This is a genomic window from Segatella maculosa DSM 19339 = JCM 15638, from assembly GCF_000382385.1.
Lineage (GTDB): Bacteria > Bacteroidota > Bacteroidia > Bacteroidales > Bacteroidaceae > Prevotella > Prevotella maculosa.
The window spans coordinates 171,991-191,803 of sequence record NZ_KB908319.1 but is presented as its reverse complement, the minus strand read 5'-3'; the positions used below and the strand labels follow the sequence as shown (position 1 = coordinate 191,803).

16 protein-coding genes are annotated in these 19,813 nt (G+C 51.5%); 8 read left to right on the top strand and 8 right to left on the bottom strand.

Translation table 11 applies throughout. The annotated features are described in order from the left end of the window. Positions 1-397: 397 nt before the first annotated feature. Positions 398-2,053 carry a fumarate hydratase gene (locus tag H164_RS0100805; RefSeq protein ID WP_019966867.1) on the top strand — a complete coding sequence of 552 codons (1,656 nt, stop codon included), beginning with the start codon at positions 398-400 and terminating at the stop codon, positions 2,051-2,053. A gap of 103 nt (positions 2,054-2,156) precedes the next feature. After that, complete coding sequence (locus H164_RS0100800; protein WP_008565353.1) at positions 2,157-2,417, top strand: SemiSWEET family transporter; 261 nt, start codon at positions 2,157-2,159, stop codon at positions 2,415-2,417. A 332-nt stretch (positions 2,418-2,749) separates the two neighbouring features. Here the strand turns inward: H164_RS0100800 and H164_RS0100795 are convergent, their stop codons facing one another. Further along, positions 2,750-3,742 (bottom strand): malate dehydrogenase, encoded by a 993-nt coding sequence (locus tag H164_RS0100795; RefSeq protein ID WP_008565352.1) that lies wholly within the window; start codon positions 3,740-3,742, stop codon positions 2,750-2,752. A gap of 153 nt (positions 3,743-3,895) precedes the next feature. Between H164_RS0100795 and H164_RS0100790 the strand changes: the two genes are divergently transcribed. Next, positions 3,896-5,695: an aminopeptidase P family protein gene (locus H164_RS0100790; RefSeq protein ID WP_019966865.1), complete on the top strand. Its 1,800-nt coding sequence runs from the start codon at positions 3,896-3,898 to the stop codon at positions 5,693-5,695. A gap of 154 nt (positions 5,696-5,849) precedes the next feature. On the opposite strand, the gene H164_RS0100785 is transcribed toward H164_RS0100790, so the two are convergent. Genes H164_RS0100785 through H164_RS0100775 form a run of 3 tightly spaced genes read right to left on the bottom strand, consistent with a single transcriptional unit; the run spans position 5,850 to position 7,684 of the window. Next, positions 5,850-6,380, bottom strand: a complete 531-nt coding sequence (locus tag H164_RS0100785) for an RsmD family RNA methyltransferase (protein WP_019966864.1) — start codon at positions 6,378-6,380, stop codon at positions 5,850-5,852. 3 nt (positions 6,381-6,383) lie between these two features. After that, positions 6,384-7,196, bottom strand: a complete 813-nt coding sequence (locus H164_RS0100780) for a DUF3822 family protein (RefSeq protein ID WP_019966863.1) — start codon at positions 7,194-7,196, stop codon at positions 6,384-6,386. 5 nt (positions 7,197-7,201) lie between these two features. Then, entirely contained in the window at positions 7,202-7,684 is a 483-nt protein-coding gene (locus H164_RS0100775) for a hypothetical protein (RefSeq protein ID WP_019966862.1), read from the bottom strand. A 96-nt stretch (positions 7,685-7,780) separates the two neighbouring features. Here H164_RS0100775 and H164_RS0100770 point away from each other — a divergent pair, with 96 nt between their 5' ends. Continuing rightward, entirely contained in the window at positions 7,781-9,223 is a 1,443-nt protein-coding gene (locus H164_RS0100770) for an ATP-dependent DNA helicase (RefSeq protein WP_025829791.1), read from the top strand. Positions 9,224-9,681: 458 nt separating this feature from the next. Further along, entirely contained in the window at positions 9,682-10,689 is a 1,008-nt protein-coding gene (locus tag H164_RS0100760) for a DUF6261 family protein (protein WP_036887739.1), read from the top strand. Positions 10,690-10,844: 155 nt separating this feature from the next. On the opposite strand, the gene alaS is transcribed toward H164_RS0100760, so the two are convergent. Continuing rightward, complete coding sequence (alaS, locus tag H164_RS0100755) at positions 10,845-13,508, bottom strand: alanine--tRNA ligase (protein ID WP_019966858.1); 2,664 nt, start codon at positions 13,506-13,508, stop codon at positions 10,845-10,847. Positions 13,509-13,652: 144 nt separating this feature from the next. On the opposite strand from alaS, the gene H164_RS0100750 reads away from it, so the two are divergent. The 3 genes from H164_RS0100750 to H164_RS0100740 all read left to right on the top strand — a co-directional run bounded on the left by H164_RS0100750 (position 13,653) and on the right by H164_RS0100740 (position 15,399). Beyond that, entirely contained in the window at positions 13,653-14,003 is a 351-nt protein-coding gene (locus tag H164_RS0100750) for a MerR family transcriptional regulator (RefSeq protein WP_019966857.1), read from the top strand. A 105-nt stretch (positions 14,004-14,108) separates the two neighbouring features. Continuing rightward, the gene (locus H164_RS0100745; RefSeq protein WP_238315252.1) at positions 14,109-14,480 is read left to right on the top strand and encodes a hypothetical protein; all 372 of its coding nucleotides are present in this window, start codon (positions 14,109-14,111) and stop codon (positions 14,478-14,480) included. A 94-nt stretch (positions 14,481-14,574) separates the two neighbouring features. Next, positions 14,575-15,399 carry a DUF4595 domain-containing protein gene (locus tag H164_RS0100740; protein ID WP_248616173.1) on the top strand — a complete coding sequence of 275 codons (825 nt, stop codon included), beginning with the start codon at positions 14,575-14,577 and terminating at the stop codon, positions 15,397-15,399. Positions 15,400-15,535: 136 nt separating this feature from the next. Here the strand turns inward: H164_RS0100740 and H164_RS0100735 are convergent, their stop codons facing one another. The 3 genes from H164_RS0100735 to H164_RS0100725 form a co-directional block, all read right to left on the bottom strand. After that, positions 15,536-16,045, bottom strand: a complete 510-nt coding sequence (locus tag H164_RS0100735; protein WP_019966854.1) for a nitroreductase family protein — start codon at positions 16,043-16,045, stop codon at positions 15,536-15,538. Positions 16,046-16,326: 281 nt separating this feature from the next. Further along, positions 16,327-17,220 carry a DUF4249 domain-containing protein gene (locus H164_RS0100730; RefSeq protein ID WP_019966853.1) on the bottom strand — a complete coding sequence of 298 codons (894 nt, stop codon included), beginning with the start codon at positions 17,218-17,220 and terminating at the stop codon, positions 16,327-16,329. Between the two features lie 2 nt (positions 17,221-17,222). Further along, positions 17,223-19,652, bottom strand: a complete 2,430-nt coding sequence (locus H164_RS0100725) for a TonB-dependent receptor (RefSeq protein ID WP_019966852.1) — start codon at positions 19,650-19,652, stop codon at positions 17,223-17,225. Positions 19,653-19,813 lie beyond the last annotated feature (161 nt).

Below are 19,813 nucleotides of genomic sequence, written 5' to 3'. Positions count from 1 at the left end.
ACAAGTAAACGGGTGAACAAGTTGCTTGTTTATGTGCATGTAGGGACGCACGGCTCGTGCGTCCGTTCACGTTTCAGTTGACAGTTGACAAGTAAACGGGTGAACAAGTTGATTATCTATGTGCATGTAGGGACGCACGGTTCGTGCGTCCGCTCAATACGGCCTGTTTATAGCCCGATTACTGTCCGCTTGTCAACCCGTTTACCCGTCCACTTGTCCACTCACTCCGCTTGAACGGACGCACGAACCGTACGTCCCTACATATCTATCTCGGCCATTCCGCGAGGTAATATGAGCCATTTTAACACGTGAAATAGTTGATGTTACGCAGTTTTTTTTATACCTTTGCAAGCATCAAGCAAAGAGATTACGAAACACAACGATAAATAAAAACATTATGGCAAACAAAGTTGAATTCAAGTATGCACCGATGTTCCAAACAGGAAAGGACGATACTGAATACCGATTTCTGACGAAAGAGGGCGTAACGACGAGTGAATTCGAAGGCAAACAGATTGTAAAAGTCTCCAAGGAGGCCCTGACGTTCCTTGCACAACAGGCGTTCCACGATACCGAGTTCATGTTGCGTCGTGCGCATAATGAGCAGGTTGCCGCCATACTTCGCGACCCCGAGGCCTCTGAAAACGATAAGTATGTGGCCTTACAGTTCCTACGTAACGCCGAAACGGCAGTGAAAGGAGTCCTCCCTTTCTGCCAAGATACGGGCACAGCCATCATTCATGGCGAGAAAGGACAGCAGGTTTGGACTGGCTTCGAGGACGAGGAAGCACTCTCACGTGGCGTCTTTAACACCTTTACGGAGGACAATTTGCGTTACTCGCAGAATGCTCCACTCAACATGTATGACGAGGTGAACACCAAATGTAACCTGCCGGCGCAAATCGATATCGAGGCCGTTGAGGGCGCAGAATACCGCTTTATCATGGTTGCAAAGGGCGGTGGGTCGGCCAATAAGACCTATTTCTACCCGATGACTAAGGCAACCATTCAGAATGAAAGCACGCTTTTGCCGTTCTTAGTGGAGAAGATGAAGAGCCTCGGAACGGCAGCTTGCCCGCCTTATCACATCTGTTTCGTCATCGGAGGCACCTCCGCCGAAAAGAACTTGCTGACCGTTAAGCTCGGTTCCATCAAATATTACGACAATCTTCCTACCACCGGAGACGAGACCGGACGTGCTTTCCGCGACAAAGATCTTGAGGATAAGCTTCTTGTTGAGGCTCAAAAGATTGGTCTCGGCGCCCAGTTTGGCGGCAAAGCCTTTGCACATGACGTGCGTGTTATCCGTCTTCCACGCCACGGAGCGAGCTGTCCTATCGGCATGGGTGTCAGCTGTTCGGCCGATAGAAACATCAAAGCGAAGATTAATGCCGATGGTATTTGGCTCGAAAAGATGGACACCAACCCTTCAGAACTCATTCCCGAGGAGTACAGAAAGCCCGGCGAAGGGGCCAAGGGCATTGAGATTGACCTCGATAAAGGCATGGATGCCGTGCGTGCCGAGCTGACGAAGTATCCCGTTTCGACGCGTGTAAGCCTTAAAGGTACCATCATTGTGGCCCGAGACATCGCGCATGCGAAGCTCAAGGCACGCCTCGATGCAGGCGAAGATTTGCCACAATATATGAAAGATTACCCCGTTTTGTATGCCGGTCCGGCTAAGACGCCCGAAGGATATGCCTGCGGTTCGATGGGACCGACCACGGCTAACCGTATGGATCCCTATGTGGATGAGTTCCAAGCTCATGGCGGTTCGCTCGTGATGATAGCCAAAGGAAACCGCACGCAAGTCGTAACAGATGCCTGCCAAAAGCATGGTGGCTTCTATCTGGGCACGATTGGCGGTGTTGCGGCTGTGCTTTCGCAGAGCAGTATCAAGAGCATTGAGTGCGTGGAGTACCCGGAATTGGGCATGGAAGCCGTGTGGAAGATTCGCGTGGAAGACTTCCCGGCCTTCATTCTCGTTGACGACAAGGGCCATGACTTCTTCAAAGAGCTCAAGCCTTGGCCGGTTTGCAGCTACAAGAAATAAGAAATTGGCAACTCGAAACAAAGCAAAAAGGACATGCACTCGGCATGTCCTTTCCACTTTTTCAATCAATTTATATCATAATCACCAATAAACAATAAACAAAATGACAAGAGAAAAGTTTTTTGGCGCCATGGGTTGGGTAGGCATGGGCACGTCGGTATTGATGTATGTCTTTTATCTTCCGCAAATAGAAAACAACTTGGCCGGACAAAAAGGAACGTTCATACAGCCTTTCATGGCTGCCGTGAACTGCACACTGTGGGTGGCTTACGGACTGTTCAAGGAGAAACGCGACCTTCCCCTTGCCATTGCCAACACGCCCGGCATCATCTTCGGACTCATTGCCGCCTTTACGGCGTTATAAAAGTAAAGAACTAAAAAGGTAGAACAATAAAAAGTAAAGACACAAGCCTTGAGCAAAGCATTCAAGTTGCCTGCTTTTTACTTTTTACCTTTTATTTCTTGTAAGCTCTCACTCCCTTCTTTTGAGAGGGACGGGGTAGGTATTAGGTGTGAAAGTTGCCGCTTTTGCACATCAAGTCCTTGTGTTTTATGGATTGCGTGCCACTTGTTCAGTTCCCCATGAAGTTTCTATTGGCCGCTGTTTGCAATGCAAAAGAAAATGAGAGGAAGAACCTCACGGCCCATTCCTCTCAAACTTAAAAACTATTATTATAATAAAGGTAAGTACACTACTTAAAGATTGGGGTTCATTTCCTTCCATTTGTCAACAGCGGGAATGATACCGAGTTCCACAATCTCGTCGCGCATCTTGCAAAGATGCTCATATGACTTCTGAAGGCCATCAATCTCCTCCTTTGTTCCTGTCGGTTCGGTGAAGTGAACGCCCGTTTTATCGATCGTTGTGGGCATGGCCATCATCACGTTCTTGAAGCCAAGCTTGTCATTGCAGACATAACAGCCGGCAGGCAACGTGAACTTGTCGCCACCCATAGCGGCCTGAATCATCTTAACGGCGTTGTAAGCTGGGCTTTGGAACGAACTTCGACCGCGAAGTTTGATGATGTTCGAGCCACCTTGCACGGTGTGGTGCTTGATTTCCTCCCAACGTTCGGTCGAAAGGCCCTTTTCTGCCAATGGTTTTCCATCGATTTTGACCTGCGAAGCGAATACAGCCATCTGCTCACCGTGGCCACCATAAGTGTGTGCACCGGTCACCTTGTCCTGCTGAACGCCGAATTCTTCGGCCAAAGCCTGCTGCAAACGTGTCGAATCAAGCGCTGCGAGCGAGGTCAACTGGTTGGGTTTCAAGCCGGAATGAATGAGCGTGGTCAGTGCGGTGACGTCTGCGGGGTTGAAAATCACGACAACATGCTCCACATTGGGGCAATATTTCTTGATATTATCGCCGAACTCAGCAGCGATTTTACAGTTTCCTTTCAGCAAATCCTCGCGGGTCATGCCTTCTTTTCGGGGAGCACCGCCCGACGAGATGATATACTTTGCACCGGTGAAAGCCTTTGCGGGGTCGGTGGTGTAGCTAAGGTTTGCACCCGGGAACGCGCATTGTGCCATTTCATCATACACACCATGCACACCCGGCTCAAAGATGTCGTAAAGGCAGATGTTGGGTGTAAGCCCGAGCATCAGCGCACTTTGTACCATGTTTGAACCAATCATACCGCCTGCACCGACGATAACCAATTTGTCATTCGTTAAATAATTCATAACTATATTACTATTTTATGGTTTAGAAATCTGTTTCCTTTGACCGCAAAGTTAGTAAAAAAATATAGGATTTGGGCTATTTAATGTGCAGATTATTTGTTGTTAATTCTTAAAAAGCGTATCTTTGTCATGTCGATTTAGCAAAAGATGCACATGGAAACAATCAATCAACGTTTAGCGGCCTTAAGAGAAGTGATGCGACGCGAGCGACTTGCGGCTTTTATCTTCCCCAGTACCGATGCCCACAACAGCGAATATGTGGCCGATCATTGGAAGGGTCGTGAGTGGATTTCAGGCTTCGACGGTTCTGCGGGCACGGCTGTTGTCACGCAAAACGGTGCAGCATTGTGGACAGACTCGCGCTATTTCCTTGCCGCCGAGGCGCAGCTTGCAGGCTCGGAATACCGGTTGATGAAGCTGAAAGTGGCGGGAACGCCCACGATTGCCGAATGGATTGGACAACAATGCAAGGCAGGAAGCGAGATAGGAATAGACGGAACGGTGAGCAGTTATGCCGAGACACAAGCGCTGATTGCCGAACTTCGCCGGCAAGGGGGAATGACTTTAAGGCTGAACTTCGATCCTTTAGCGTGCATTTGGAACGGCCGTCCGCCTATCCCCCAAGGCAAAATTGAACTTCAATCTTTGGAGTATGCGGGCGAGACTTCGGCCTCTAAGCTCTGCAGACTGCGTGAGGCTTTGCGCCAAAAACATTGCGACGGCATGCTGATGTCGGCCTTGGATGACATTGCATGGACCCTCAATCTGCGTGGAACCGACGTGCATTGCAATCCCGTTTTCGTGAGTTACCTTGTCATTGAGCCCGAAAAGGCGGTGCTGTTCATCGAAGAATCCAAGCTTACACCAGCCGTTTCGGCCTATTTAGAAAGCATTCCTGTGGCGCTAAGACCGTATGAAAAGGTGGGCAACTACCTAAGAAAAGAATACTTTGCCTATAACATTTTACTTGATCCGAACGAGACTAACAGTTGCTTGGTGGCTTATGCAAGGGAGGGAAATGCCTCGGTTGTCATGGCAGAATCACCCGTTCCGATGATGAAAGCCGTGAAGAACGAAAGCGAAATCCAAGGCTTTCGCAACGCCATGTTGCGTGATGGCGTGGCCATGGTGAGGTTTTTGAAGTGGCTTGTTCCGGCCGTTAAGGAAGGGAATGAGACCGAAATCTCGTTGGAAAAGAAGCTGACAAGTTTGCGAAAAGCACAACCGCTCTATCGCAGTCTCTCCTTTGGTACCATCGTGGGTTACGAACATCACGGTGCAATCGTGCACTATGAGGCCACGCCGGAGACAGATATTCCGATTGAACCCCGCGGACTTGTGCTCATTGATAGCGGTGCTCAATATCAAGACGGTACCACGGATATCACGCGAACCATAGCCCTTGGTCCGCTGACCGAGGAGCAGAAGCGCGTCTACACATTGGTGTTGAAGGGCCATATCCAGTTGGAACTGGTCTGTTTTCCCGAAGGTGTGTGCGGAACGCAGCTTGATGCCTTGGCTCGTGAGCCGTTGTGGCGCGAAGGGTTCAACTATTTGCACGGCACGGGCCATGGCGTGGGGTCCTATCTCAACGTGCATGAGGGGCCACATCAAATCCGTATGGAATATAAACCGGCCCCGTTGCATGCCGGAATGACGGTGACCGACGAGCCGGGACTGTATCTTGCCGGCCGTTTTGGCGTGCGTATCGAGAACACGCTCCTCATCTTGAAAGACAGGGAGACCGAGTTCGGCACGTTCCTCAAGATGGAACCGCTGACACTCTGCCCGATTGACACGGCTCCTATCATCGTTTCGATGCTCACAGCCGAGGAGATTCGGTGGCTCGATACGTATCATCGGCACGTCTGCACCATGCTTTCGCCCCACTTGGAAGCCGATGAGCGCGAATGGTTGCAGGAGGCTACGAAGCCCATCGGTGAGAACGGGTAAACAATCTCAGCCATTTCACCGTGCAATTCCAGCCATATTAGCGCGTAAAATGGCTGAGATTAGCGCGTGAAATGACTGAGATCGCAAGACAATAAAATAGAAATAAAAAAGGGAATGAATGTTGTTGAGAATCAAGGCCGTGGCGCAAGCCGCCTCATTTGAACAAGGTGAAGTTCACACTGCCGTAACTTCGGTGTTCTGCAAAGCGTTGGTGGGTGGAGAAGTCATGGTCCTTGCCATGCTCGAGCACAAAAATGCCGCCCGAAGCAAGCAGATCGCCGCCCAGAATGAGGTCGGGAAGCTGCGGAAGGTCGCCCAACGTATAGGGCGGGTCGGCAAAGATGAAGTCGAACTGCTGCCGACAACGCTTCAGAAAGCGGAAGACATCGCCGCGGACGAGCACGTCTCTATCGTCGCCAAGTTTGGCAAAACAGCGGCGAATGAAGTCGGCGTGGTCGCGGTCGGCCTCTACACTGATCACCTGTTTGCAGCCTCTGCTGACCAGTTCGAGCGAAATGCTGCCCGTTCCGGCAAAGAGATCAAGGGCCGTTATGCCGTCGAAATCGACGTATCCCCGCAGCACATTGAAGATGTTTTCCTTGGCAAAGTCGGTCGTCGGCCGCGCCTTAAACGTGCGCGGAATGTCGAAATGGCGGCCTTTATAGCTTCCCGTGATGATTCTCATGCGCTATCTACCTTTTATATACAATGTCATCAGGTCGAACGGCAGCCCTTTGATCTGGGTGATGGGCGCACGGTTGAATTCAGCAGCGGGATTGATGACGGTGACCTTCTGAACAAATTCCTTGAGGCCCGCGATGAGTGGCTCCCGTTCGGGCATCGTTCCACACAGGAACAGCTCGTCTTCGCGCGCGTCGAGGGCCAACTGCGTCCACACATGCAGAATGAAATAGGCCGCATCGTTGGCGTTGACCACCTCGTAGCGGTTGCTGAAGCGGAAACGGTTGTGGGCGAAGGCAAACACCTCCATTTGCTTGCCGCGGAAATAAGCGAAGAGCTTCCGCTTTGTGCCGGTGAAGCTCCGCCGATGAAGATAGCTCCACACGGGTTGCATCAGCGGCATAATTCGGATATCACGGAAGTGGTCGGTCAGCACGAGCTTAATGTCTTTGTTGATTGGGTAGACCGCCACTGCGTTCTGCGCAGGAAGGACGGTGTTGAGGAGCTCCTCGTTCGTGTGCCCCGTGAAAGTATGGTGATAGAAGGGCTCGGCGTCGTCGGCATCAAATTCTTCAAGCGGGACGAGCAGCACGGGACTATCGACAAGCACTTGCGCGTGGAGGAAGCCCGCACCGAGAATGCGGCTCTCGATAAAAGCCTCGCGAAGGTTAGCCGCTGGCGACATGCCACTTTTCATCACGTACGGTTCGTAGTCGAGGCCACCTGCGGCCGTTTCGTCGGCCACGGCGAACGCCAACGTAGTGTCGGTCAGCCTCAACGTGACCCTGTGCGGGTGCCGGGTAATAGGTTTTTCGGTCATAATCGTTATTTATTGATGGATAATCGGGTGTCGCCCGCGTTGATGTCGCCCATTCTGATGCCCGCATAACGTCCGCTGCGGTTCGCTTCTTCGATAAGATTGGCCACGCTGTTCGCGTCGAGTCCGTCGAGATAAGCATCGTAGGTGGCGCCGCATTCCACCAAGGGCAAACGACGGCCGCTCACGCTCACTTGTACCGTGGCGGCCAAATCGAACCGACGACCACCACCGAAGGGCACGTACTGAAGACTATCGGCCAGATAACCGCCGCCGACGAGTGTGCCGAAATCAGCCGTGTAAACTCCGTGGTCGCGCAGGTAGTTCAGCTCGGCAGCGCGTATCGCCGACAGCCGCACGACAACGGCTCGCTCGCGCAGACGCCGTTCTTTGCCAAAACGGACGGGGCCGAGGATACTCGCGACGCAAACGGCGCCCAGTGCCACGGCGCACAAGGAAAGCCATAAATTATGATGGGCAGCGAGCTTCATTCGGATAATTTTTCTAACTTTGCATTCGGAATCAGCCGGTGCGTGCTTCGCGTCGGCCTCCGATTGCAAAGATACAAAAAAAAAATCATCTTCGCATTGAAAATACAAGAATTTATAGACGAAATTCTGACAGAATTCGGTTTCCGACCCACCCGCGACCAACTGAATGCCCTCGAAACCTTCGCCCGATTTCTGGCCGACAGGGGTGAGCGCCGTGTCATGCTCCTGCGCGGGTCGGCCGGAACGGGAAAGACATCTTTGGCCGGAGCCATGGTGCGCACATTCGCGCGGTTCGGCCAAAAGTTGCAGCTGATGGCCCCAACGGGACGCGCGGCCAAGGTTTTTGCCACCAACAGCGGTCGCAACGCATCGACGATCCACCGAAAAATCTATCGCGAACGGCGCTACACAGGCATCGGCGGCGCTTTCGACCTGAACGACAACCTGAACAAGGACACGCTCTTCATCGTGGACGAAGCTTCGATGATTGGTACGGGAGCGGGCGCCCAGAGCATCTTCGGGACGGGCAGCCTGCTCGACGATCTCGTGCGCTACGTCTACAGCGGATCGGGCTGCAGCATGATGCTCATCGGCGACAGCGCGCAACTTCCGCCCGTAGGAGAGGTTCTGGCTCCCGCGCTCGATGTCGATGCGCTCGAAGCCCGTGGCCTCACCGTCTATGCGTGCGACCTACGCAAAGTACTTCGGCAGGGCCACGACAGCGGAATTCTTTTTAACGCCACGCATATCAGATGCCTCTCGCCCGACGTTATCGCGGCCAACGGACTGCCGCGCATTCGTTTCAGCGGATTTGCCGACGTCGTAGCCGTCACGGGCGCTGATTTGCCCGAGTTGATAGCCGCGAGCTACGCCGAGGTGGGCGTTGACGAGACCATCATCGTGACGCGCAGCAACAAGCTGGCCGGCATCTACAACCAAGGCCTCCGCGCCACCGTGCTCGACCATGACGACATGCTTTGCACGGGCGACCGACTGATGATTGTGAAGAACAAATATCTCGACAAGGCAGCCGAAGCCGCAGGCCAACTTTCGTTCATCGCCAACGGCGACCGCGCCGAGGTAATGCGCGTGCGCAACCTGCGCGAATGCCACGGCTTCCGGTTTGCCGACGTTTGCCTGCGGTTTCCCGACTACCACGACCATGAGCTGACGCAAACCGTCATGCTCGACACGCTCACGAGCGATGCGCCCGCGCTGCCCGAAGACAAACAGCGCGCACTCTTCGAGGCCGTCATGGCCGACTATGCCGACCTGCCCCGCAAGCGCGACCGCTTGGAAGCGCTTCGGCGCGACGTTTATTTCAATGCGCTTCAGATAAAATACGCCTACGCCGTCACGTGCCACAAGGCGCAGGGCGGTCAATGGACCCATGTTTATCTCGACCAAGGACGAATGGCTGCCGATATGCCCGCGCCGGACTACGCCCGCTGGCTCTACACGGCTTTCACGCGCGCCACCCAAAGGCTTTTTCTCGTCAACTGGCCAAAAACGCAGACCGACGACCGCCCACCTATTTAAATAGAGCTTCAGCTCCGATTGCTTAGAGGAAACCGAGAGTGGCTTTAAAAAATTCGCGAATTCCGAACGGAATTTTTCGTTTTTTGCCAAGAATTTGCAAATTCCGAGTGGAATTTTCTGTTTTTTGCCAAGAATTTGCAAATTCTGAACGGAATTTTCTGTTTTTTGCCAAGAATTTGCAAATTCTGAATGAAATTTTCTGTTTTCTGCCAAGAATTTGCAAATTCTGAACGAAATTTTCTGTTTTCTGCCAAGAATTTGCAAATTCTGAATGAAATTTTCTGTTTTCTGCCAAGAATTTGCAAATTCTGAACGGAATTTTCTGTTTTCTGCCAAGAATTTGCAAATTCTGAGCAGAATTTTCTATTTTTTTGCCAAAAAATTATGAATTCTAATGAGAAATGCCTATATTTGTGCTGTATAATATCAATTATTGTTTAACCTATCATTTAAATCCTATGGAGATTAAAACTTTTACCAAAGGAAAGCTCCAGCACATGGAACATTTCCAATTTATTGACCACGTGATTGAAATTTGCAAAGATGCGAATATCAAGAAAATGGAAACGGTGCTTGCGAGCCTCCAAAAAGCCTTTGAGAACGAAGACAAAGCATTGACTCTGCCACGCCGTCAAGAGGGAACGAGGGAACTCGTCGAATTGGACAAAGCGCGCGACCAAGCTTATCGCGCACTGCAGTTGGTGGTTGAATTAAATAGGAATGCCACCCAGCCGGAAATCAAAAAATCAGCAGAAATCCTAACCGACATTCTCGCGCGCTATCCACGCGTTGTTCAGGCCAATTATGACAAGGCAAGCGGCATGATTAAGAACCTCCTCACCGATTTACAGTCGCCCGCTGCATCAAGCCACGTATTGCATATCAGCGCGCAACCCTACGTAGACCAATTGGAACTCGCCAACAAAGCGTTTGATTCGCGCTACCGTATGCGCCTCAAATCGGCCGTTCCGACGGGCACATTCGACATCAAGGCACTCCGCGCAGAGACCGACAAGGCGCTCAAGGCCGTGCTGCGTCGAATGGACTCGCTCGACGACCTCGAGCCAGAAACGCCCAAGCTTGCCGAGCTTATCACACACTACAATGCACTTGTGGACAAGAAAAATTCCACGCTGTCGCACCGCGCAGGCACGTCGCAGATTGCCCGCGAAAAGCGGACGGCAGAATACGACGCAATGCTCAAGCCCGGCTTCGCGCAATTGGAGGAAACACTCGGCCTGCCCGCAGGAAGTCTGTCGTTTACGGGCAAAACGGAAGGTTCCGGTCCGAAACGCCACTATCAGCTCGCAATTAAAGGTCAGGCGGGAGCCGACGGCAAACCCCGCACCATCTGGGTCGGTGTAAACAAAAACGGCTCACTTTTTGAGTACAAAAAGATTACTATCGAAAAACCGAAACAAGAGGGCGAGAAGCCAGCCCCCGTTCCTCCCAAGAAAAAGGAGTAGAAAAGCACACTTATGTTTTTCCCGAGGAAAAAAAGTAAAAAATAAACAGACCTTACAGGCGTTCCGTCCTGCAAGGTCTGTTTTTATTCACAATGAAGCTGCAAACTCGTCCTCCCCTCCTTTGGAGGGGCAGGGGGAGGCTCCCTCCGCCCTTCTCACAGATGCGCCAGCTCGACAACCTTGTCGACTGCCGCTCCGATGGCGTCGACGTCCTTACCACCGGCTTGTGCGTAATGCGGCTGCCCTCCTCCGCCGCCCTTGATGAGCCGGGCCGCTTCGCGGATAATTTTTCCGGCGTCGAGCCCGTGGTCCTTCACCATGTCGTCGCTGAACATCACCGTCAGCAGTGGTTTGTTGCCGGCGGTGCTGCCGATGACGGCAACGAGCCTTTCGCCGATGCTTTCGCGCAGTTTGAAGACCAGATCTTTCGCGTCGGCCGGCTCTAAAGGCAGCACGGCCTTCACAACGTGCACACCGTTGACCAGTCGCGCGCGGTTGAGAAGCTCCTGCTTGGTGCGCTCGACGGTCTGCGCGCGGAAACGTTCAATTTCCTTGCTCATTTCGTCGTGCTCGCCGATGTATTTCACGAGCGCAGCCTTCAGGTCCTTGGCGTTGTTGAACAATGCGCGCAAATCGGTCATGGTGTCCTGTAGGGCGTAGAGGGCGTCCTCGCACGCCTGTCCCGTGAGCGCCTCGATGCGCCGAATGCCGGCCGCAACGCTGCTTTCGCCTATAATTTTGAAGAAACCGATGCGCCCCGTGCTCTTGGCATGAATGCCTCCGCAGAATTCGCAGCTGGGCCCGAAGCGCACCACGCGGACCTTGTCGCCGTACTTCTCGCCGAAGAGTGCCACCGCCCCGAGTTGCCGCGCTTCGGCCAGCGGTATGTCGCGGTGTTCGTCGAGCGGCAAATCTTCGCGGACGAGCCGGTTGACGAGTCGCTCGACGCGGCGGAGCTCCTCGTCGGTCACTTTCTGGAAGTGCGAGAAGTCGAAGCGCAGCGTCGTCGGGTCGACGTACGATCCTTTCTGCTCGACGTGGTCGCCCAGCACTTGTTTCAGCGCATAGTCGAGCAGATGCGTGGCCGTGTGGTTGGCTGCGCTGGCATTCCGTTTCTCCACGTCGACGCAAGCCATGAATTCGGCCTTCAGGTCTTTCGGAAGTTCGCCCACGATGTGAATGCTCTGGTTGTTCTCGCGTTTTGTGTCGAGAATAGCGACGGTCTCATCGTCGTTCACGAGCGCACCTTGGTCGCCCACCTGTCCGCCCATTTCGCCGTAGAACGGCGTTCGGTCGAGCACGAGTTCGAAGTGGAAACTCTTCTTTTGTGTCACTTTTCGGTAGCGGAGGATATGGCAACTGTATTCCGTATGGTCGTAGCCGACGAATTCCTGTTCGCCATCTCTGATGATTTCCCAATCTCCGTTCTCCACTGCAGCGGCGTTGCGCGCGCGAGCCTTCTGCTTGGCCATTTCCTCGTTGAAACCCTTTTCATCTACAGTATAACCGTGTTCGCGGCAAATCAGCTCGGTCAAATCGAGCGGAAAGCCGTAGGTGTCGAACAATCTAAAGGCGCTGACGCCGTCAAGTTCGCTCCGTCCGTGTGCTTTCAGCTCGTCCATGTCGCCATTGAGGAGGTTTATGCCCTTTTCCAATGTGCGAAGAAAGGAATCTTCCTCTTCTTTCATCACGCGGCCGATGAGTTCTTGTTGCGCCGGAAGTTCGGGGTAAGCCTGCCCCATTTCGTGAACCAAAACAGGCAGGAGCCGGTATAAGAACGCCTCTTTTTGGCCGAGGAACGTGTAGGCGTAGCGCACGGCACGGCGCAAGATGCGACGAATGACGTAGCCAGCTTTTGCGTTGCTCGGCAGTTGGCCGTCCGCAATGGAGAAGGCGACGGCCCGAAGATGGTCGGCCACCACGCGCATGGCCACGTCTGTCTTTTCTTGTTCACTCATACATTCGCCGTTTGGGCCGGTTGGCGTCGTAAAACCGTAGCGTTTGCCACTGAGTGCTTCTATTTGTTTGATGACAGGCTGGAAGATATCGGTGTCGTAGTTGCTGTGCTTGTCCTGCAACATGCGTACGAGTCGTTCGAAGCCCATGCCGGTGTCGATGACGTGCATGGGCAGTGGGGCCAGACTTCCGTCGGCTTTGCGGTTGTATTGCATGAAGACGAGGTTCCAAATCTCAATCACTTGCGGATTATCTTTATTGACAAGGTCGCGCCCGGGCACTTTGGCTTTCTCTTCAGGTGTGCGGGAATCCACGTGAATCTCCGTGCAAGGGCCGCAAGGTCCCGTGTCGCCCATCTCCCAAAAGTTGTCGTGTTTATTGCCATCGATGATGTGATCGGCCCGAACATGCTTGGCCCAATAGCCAGCCGCCTCGTCATCGCGTGCGAGTCCCTCCTCTTTTGCACCTTCAAACACGGTGACATACAAGTCGTCGGGGTTCAGATGAAGCACGTCTACGAGGTATTCCCACGCATAATCGATGGCACCTTCCTTGAAATAATCGCCGAAACTCCAGTTGCCCAACATCTCGAACATCGTGTGATGATAGGTGTCATGGCCCACTTCCTCAAGGTCGTTGTGCTTTCCACTCACGCGAAGACACTTCTGAGAGTCCACCCGACGAATGTCTTTTCCGGGATCTTTCGTGCCAAGGATAATGTCTTTCCACTGGTTCATACCGGCATTTGTGAACATCAACGTAGGGTCATCCTTGATAACCATCGGTGCTGAGGCTACAATCTTGTGTCCCTTGCCCTCAAAGAATTTCTTGTAAGACTCGCGGACTTCATTTGCTGTCATCATCTTCTCTATAAAGTTTTGAATTGTTTTAATCTGAAAAATCAACGACAAAGGTACAAAAAAGATTAGAGATGAGGGGAGAGTGTCGCGGAATTTTGCTAACTTTGCAAAGAAATTAAGCGTTGTTGCATCAAAAAACATAGGAATATGCCCCTCCATACGAATAAAAATCTGAAGTTGTATTACAGTATCAAGGAAGTTGCGGCCATGTTCGAAATCAACGAAAGCACGCTGAGATTTTGGGAGACAGAGTTCCCTCATCTGCGACCTAAGGTGCAGAAAGACAGCAAAGCCAGGCAGTATACCGACAAGGATATCGAACAAATCAAGCTCATCTACAATCTCGTGAAGGTGAGAGGCTTCAAATTGGCGGCAGCAAGAAAGGTACTCAATGCCAATCGCGAGGGAGTTGACAAGACGGCCGACGTGATGGAGACGCTAATCTCGGTGCGCGACCGCTTGAGACAGATGAAGAAGCAACTCGACGGACTTGTGTAGCCTTTGCAAAGACTTGTTCTTAACATATCAATCATTCAATTATTAACATTTTAATTTATGGAAAAAAGAGCGTTAAACAAAATTTTCAGTGTATTGACAATGGTCATGATGTTCTTCGTTATGACCGCAGTTACGGCTTGCAGCAGCGATGATGACGAACCGACGCTGACCGAAGAAACCATCAAAGGCAGCACTTTCACGGTGGAAAAGATTGAAATCAATACTGCTGGTCAGTGGACTTCGTTAGATGCTTCGCAAGCAAAAGGCTTCAGTTATCAGTTGAAGTTCAATGCCGACGGCAGCGGTTCGCGCATCTTGAACGGCCGAACCGTCGACCAATGGAAGACATTCAGCGTGAAAGACGGCAAGGTGTTGCTTGACAATCGTGCCGAGACAAGCCTGTCCATTTCAGGAGGTAAGCTTGTAGAAAGCCAAAAAGGGGGAGGTATGGAGCTCCGAATCACCTACAAGAAGTAGGCTTATCCATCAGAAATGCCCACGGAACAGCGTGCCTGTCGTGGGCATTTTTCATTCAAACAATAATGATATAACCAATCAACAAACAATGACAATGAACAAGATTTATACTTTCATGCTTTCTGCTTTGATGGCTATTGCGTTGGTATCCTGCGGAAGTAACGATGAAACCGACACGCCCCAACCGGCTCCGGTGGGCCCGAAACGTGCGTTTACAAAAGTGCCTAAGAGCATTGCAGGCTCTGAATTTAAGACCGATGCAAGCGGTAGACTCGTTGGTTTCTCAGGAGGTTCGGAGACTTATGCGTACACACTTGACTATAATACAAAAGCCAATAAGGGCAAAAATGAGCCAGATGCCGTGATTACTCAGACTGAAGATGGAGTAATAGGGACGATAACCAAGGTCTTTCTGAATGGAAAAGGCTATGTGAAGCATGCCGAAATGCAGCAATATGACAAAGATAAGAAACCGTATCCTCCTTACAGTTACGACTTAACCTACAATGCTGACGATCATATAGAGACTGTGATTGAAACAAATAAAAATAGAAAGTCCATCACAACCATCAGCTATAAAGATGGTGATATCGTGGGTTGTACGGATAAAATAGAAACGGAAACCAACACATATGTCACTCATTACACCTCAAAAGAAGTCACAACGCCCATCGTGAACAAGGGAGGCCTCATGTTTTATGACCTTTTTGGTATAGATATAGATGAGCTTGAGATGGCTTATTTCGCCGGAATGCTGGGCAAACCTACCCGTCATTTGCCCTTGGGTTATAGCTTGAATGGTAAGAAACAGAATACCGTAACGTGGAAACTTGATAAAGAAGGCTATCCCATACAGTATAAAGAGGTTCTTCATTCAGAGAGAGATCATACCTCAAGCGTGGCAATCGTCTGGCAATAACCACTTTTTTAGCACGCCTCGGCAGGCTTTATGCCGATTAAGGAAACAGAAATCTCCGGCCATTTGATGTGCCGGAGATTTTTTTATGCATGCGTTCTGCCCGTAATCTGTCTCTCATTCGGGTCTCGTCATCTGCTCATTTAACGGTTACAATCTCGTTTTTCGCCTTCCGCTGTTTGGGTTTTGCCGGTGTATCGTTGCCATATCCGATTGGAATAAGGGCTACGGGATATTCGTCCGAGGCCAAATGCAATCCTTTTCTCAACAGTTCTACATCGAAATTACAGACCCAACAACTGCCCAAACCCTGTTCGGCAGCAGCCAAACAAATGTGTTCCACGGCGATGGCCACGTCAATATCGGCATGATTCTTCCCGTCATACTTGCGTATCCACGCCTCCGAAGTCTTCGCATAGGCCACAATATACAACGGAGCCTTCGCAAGCCATTCGCGCGAATAAGACTGTTCCACGATTTTACGGCAGTCGTCATGCTGCACAACGATAAAGCGCCAAGGCTGATAGTTCACTGCCGACGGGGCCATTCGTGCACATTCAAGAATGTAATCAAGCTTTTCCTGCTCTATGGTTCTCGGCGAATAATCCCTCACCGAGCAACGCTTTTTTGCTAATTCCAAGAAGTTCATTTCGGTTATTTGTTTTAATGTTTATGAAAGTTCATTGCATTGACAATCAACGACTTATATTTTGAATTCCAATCTCAGCCATTTTGCCGTGCAATCTCAGCCATTTTGCCGTGCAATCTCAGCTATATTACGCGCTAAAATGGGTGAGATCAGGGCGCAAAATGGCTGAGATTGCACAGCTGCATCGGCCACATTGCACTGCGGACCCACTGTTGCCGGCTGCCAAGCCTGCCGTCATGGGCATTCCGGAGCCTCTGCCTAAGCCTTTTCATGCGCCTGTTTTAATCCTCTTCGCCAACGAGCCACGGACCCAGACCACTGCTACAGCCTCCTAAAACGCCGAGTCCACCCCGCACATTGCTATAGGTTGGCGTGATAGGGGCCAGTCCTATCTTGCCCATATCGTTGTTCGAAACATCGTTGATCGACTTGATGAAGCGATAGTATTCGGGCGAAATGCGATAGAGTTCGATGCGATGTGGCGGGCTGAACGGCCTGTATGGCATGCCCAAATGGAGCGTATAGCGACGTCCGTTGATGCTCTTGTCGGTGAAGAACACCACATTCTGATAGCTACTGTCGTCGAAACCGAAGTCATAATCAATGTCCGACATGCCGTTGATGGCCGGTTCATCGTGGGTATTGATGCGCAGATTGCGGAAATGATGGCCTATCTTTTGAACCAATTTCACGGCATAGAAGTCTTCAGACGCTGCATCATCGGTGAAGGTAACGGCAAAACGTTCGCTCTCTCTGAAGGCTTCGTAGTCCCGATCGTACATGTTGACCGTGTCAACCTCGAACTTTTCAATGGCAAGACGGGTCGGAATCGTGGTCTCGGCCATTGTCCCCGGCAGCCCATTTGCCTTGACCGACAGCGTGATGCGGTCGCCCTCGCGTTGCTGTCCGATGGCCTGATAGTGCCCGTCTCCCAAGTTTCGTATGGTCAAAGCCACGCCGTTGACTTGATAGGTCACGCTTGCATCGGCAATCATCACGGCATTTCCCTTGCCATTGACGGGCTGACTGCGACCTACATTGATGTCGGTTGTGTCGCCGGGCGATGGAAAACAATAGACAACGAGCTTGTCGGTGCCGTTGAGTTTCGTAATATCGAAGTTGTCTTTGCAGCCAAGCAGCAGCGCACAAGACAGGAATAGCAATATCTTTTTCATCTTTAGAACTTGATGGTGTAACTGAATGAGGGGATAATCGGAATGTAACCTTTGGCCTTGGCACGCACATAGCCCCGCTGTTCGTCGTACTTCATGTCTATCCACAGCGTGTTCAAGTGGCAATATGCGTTATATACGCTCCAGTTCCAGATGCGTTCATGCCCATGTTTGGTCTTGTGGTGGATATTGACGCCGAGGTCGAGCCGGTGATAGGCCGGCAATGCGATGTTGTTGGGCCGCTCGTAGATATAACCCTGCTCACTTCCGTTCCCAAAGTCGGGCAGTGGGGCATACTGTGTGGGCGTCGTTGCACGGTTACCGCTGCGATAGGTCCAAGCAGCATAGGCGAAAGTGCCCTTCGAAAGGCGGTAATGCAGGTTGAGGTTGAGCTTATGGCGGTTGTCAAATTTGTCATTAAACCAGCCGGGATAATAGTGATCGAACTTCCGTTTGTTCCATGATAGCGTGTAAGCTGCGCTCAGTTCCAAGCGCGCGGCATGATATCGTGCATCAAGCTCCATTCCGTAGAAGCGTCCGCGCCCGTCCATCACCATGTCTTGCCAGCGTTCTGCCGGCGGTTCTATGCCCATCCAGTTAGCATATTGCAGCAGGTGGGCAGACTGTTTGTAGTATCCTTCGACCGAAAAGAGCCAATGCTTGTCGGGCATGATATAGGCGCCGATGGCCCATTGCTGGCTTCGCATCGGGCGAAGGTTGGCCGTTGTGGGCACCCAATAGTCCGTCGGAAGGTCGATATATGAGTTGGATATCTTGTGAACGAACTGGCTCATCGTGGTGAAACTGCCCTTTAGTGATACCTTTTCCGATAGTTGATATTTCACTGCTGCACGCGGATCGACGTTGCAAAAGAGCCGACTACCGATGTGGAACAGCCCGATGTTGGCCCCCGCATTCAGCGTCCAACGCTGCGAAAGCACCATTTCGTCCTCGGCATAGAGGCTTATCTCGTGGGCTATGTGGCGGTTACTGCCGGCCAGTCGTGCCGTGTCGCGCTTCTCGTTCGCGCCATATTGGCTAGTGTTGGCATAGGTTTGGGGTTTGAACAGATGCCATGTATAGTCGTTACCGAAGCGGATATGATGGCCGGGCGTGGGCCTATAGTCGAATGCCATGCGGTAACCGGCGTCGTAGATGGCCGAACGGTAGCCGTGTTCCGTGCGGGTGAAGTCGTTTCTCGTCTCACTTCGGTCGTTACTTTCATAAAGTGTATTGTAATGGGTGCTGTTTCTGGTGAACACGGCCGTGAAGTTGGCTTGCAGTTGAGGGGCCATCAGATACGACCAATTGAGGGCTGCATTGAGATTTCCCCAATGAAAGTCGTTACGTGTAAGGTCGTTGCTGCCGTAGTTCCCGTTTCCATAGGTCTGATTGTATTCATCTTTGCTCTTAAGAGCGTCGCGACCTTGATACAGGCTCAGCGAAAGTCGCGACCGACTGTTGACGATATGCGTCAGTTTGGCATTGAGATCATAGAAATGATAGCCCAAAGAGAACTTGTCTTCATTGTTTGAGCGGTTTATAATGGCAAAGATCGGCGTGGTGAAGAGGTCGAGCCAGCTTCTTCGCAGGCCTATGTTGTAGGATGTTCTCCCCTTGATAATAGGTCCTTCGAAGTGAATACTGCCGTCGAGCAGCCCGATGCGATAGCTGCCGTGGTGCTTTTGCATGTCACCGTCATTGGTCCGCACGTCGATAACGCTTGACAAACGCCCGCCATATCGGGCTGGAAACCCGCTTTTATAGAAGTCGACGTTTTTCACCATGTCCACATTGAAGGCCGAGAACAGTCCCATCGTGTGGTTGATTTGGTAGAGTGGGGTTCCATCAAGCAGGAAAAGGTTCTCGTCGTTGTTGCCTCCATGCACGTAAAGGCCGCTGACCAGCTCGGTACCTTCAGCGACACCGCTGATGCGTTGGAGCGACTTTACAACGTCAGGCGAGGACAATAGGGCGAATTCCCCGCGTATATCTTTCTGCGAAAGCGAGCGTTTGCCCGTCTGTGTGTTGAGCATTGGGGAGTTAAGGTCGCCGGTTACGACGACAGTTGAAAGGGATGGCATCTCGGAAAGGCTCACATTGAGTCGTCGGTCGGCCTGCAAATCAACGTGTTCGACGTGCTCTTCGTAGCCTAAGTAAGAAATTCGCAGCCTGTGGAGGCCATCGGGAAGCGTTAAAGCAAAGAAACCATACTCGTTGGTCGTCGTTCCTTGCTTCGTAGTGAGGTCGAAAACCGTCGCATTGATGAGCAATTCGCCCGTATTGTTGCGCACATAGCCGCTCACGGTGTGCCGTTTCGGCTTGTATTCCTCGGTCGTTTCGCGCGCAGGGGCCGTTGATATAGTTTGTTGTGTCTGTGCCGACAGGCCGAAAGTCCACAGCAAAAGGAGACAAATGATGGGAAAGCGTTTCATTCCTTTTGTATGAAAGGCGGCAAGGTGAGTCTTACACCTTATTATATATAGCGACCTGCGTCGTCTTCGGTCTGTATTCATGTTTCGTTTCTCACTGTTTTCGTGACGAAAGAAGGGTCACGAAACGTTTTTGCAAAGATAAAAGAAAAAATAAAAACAGC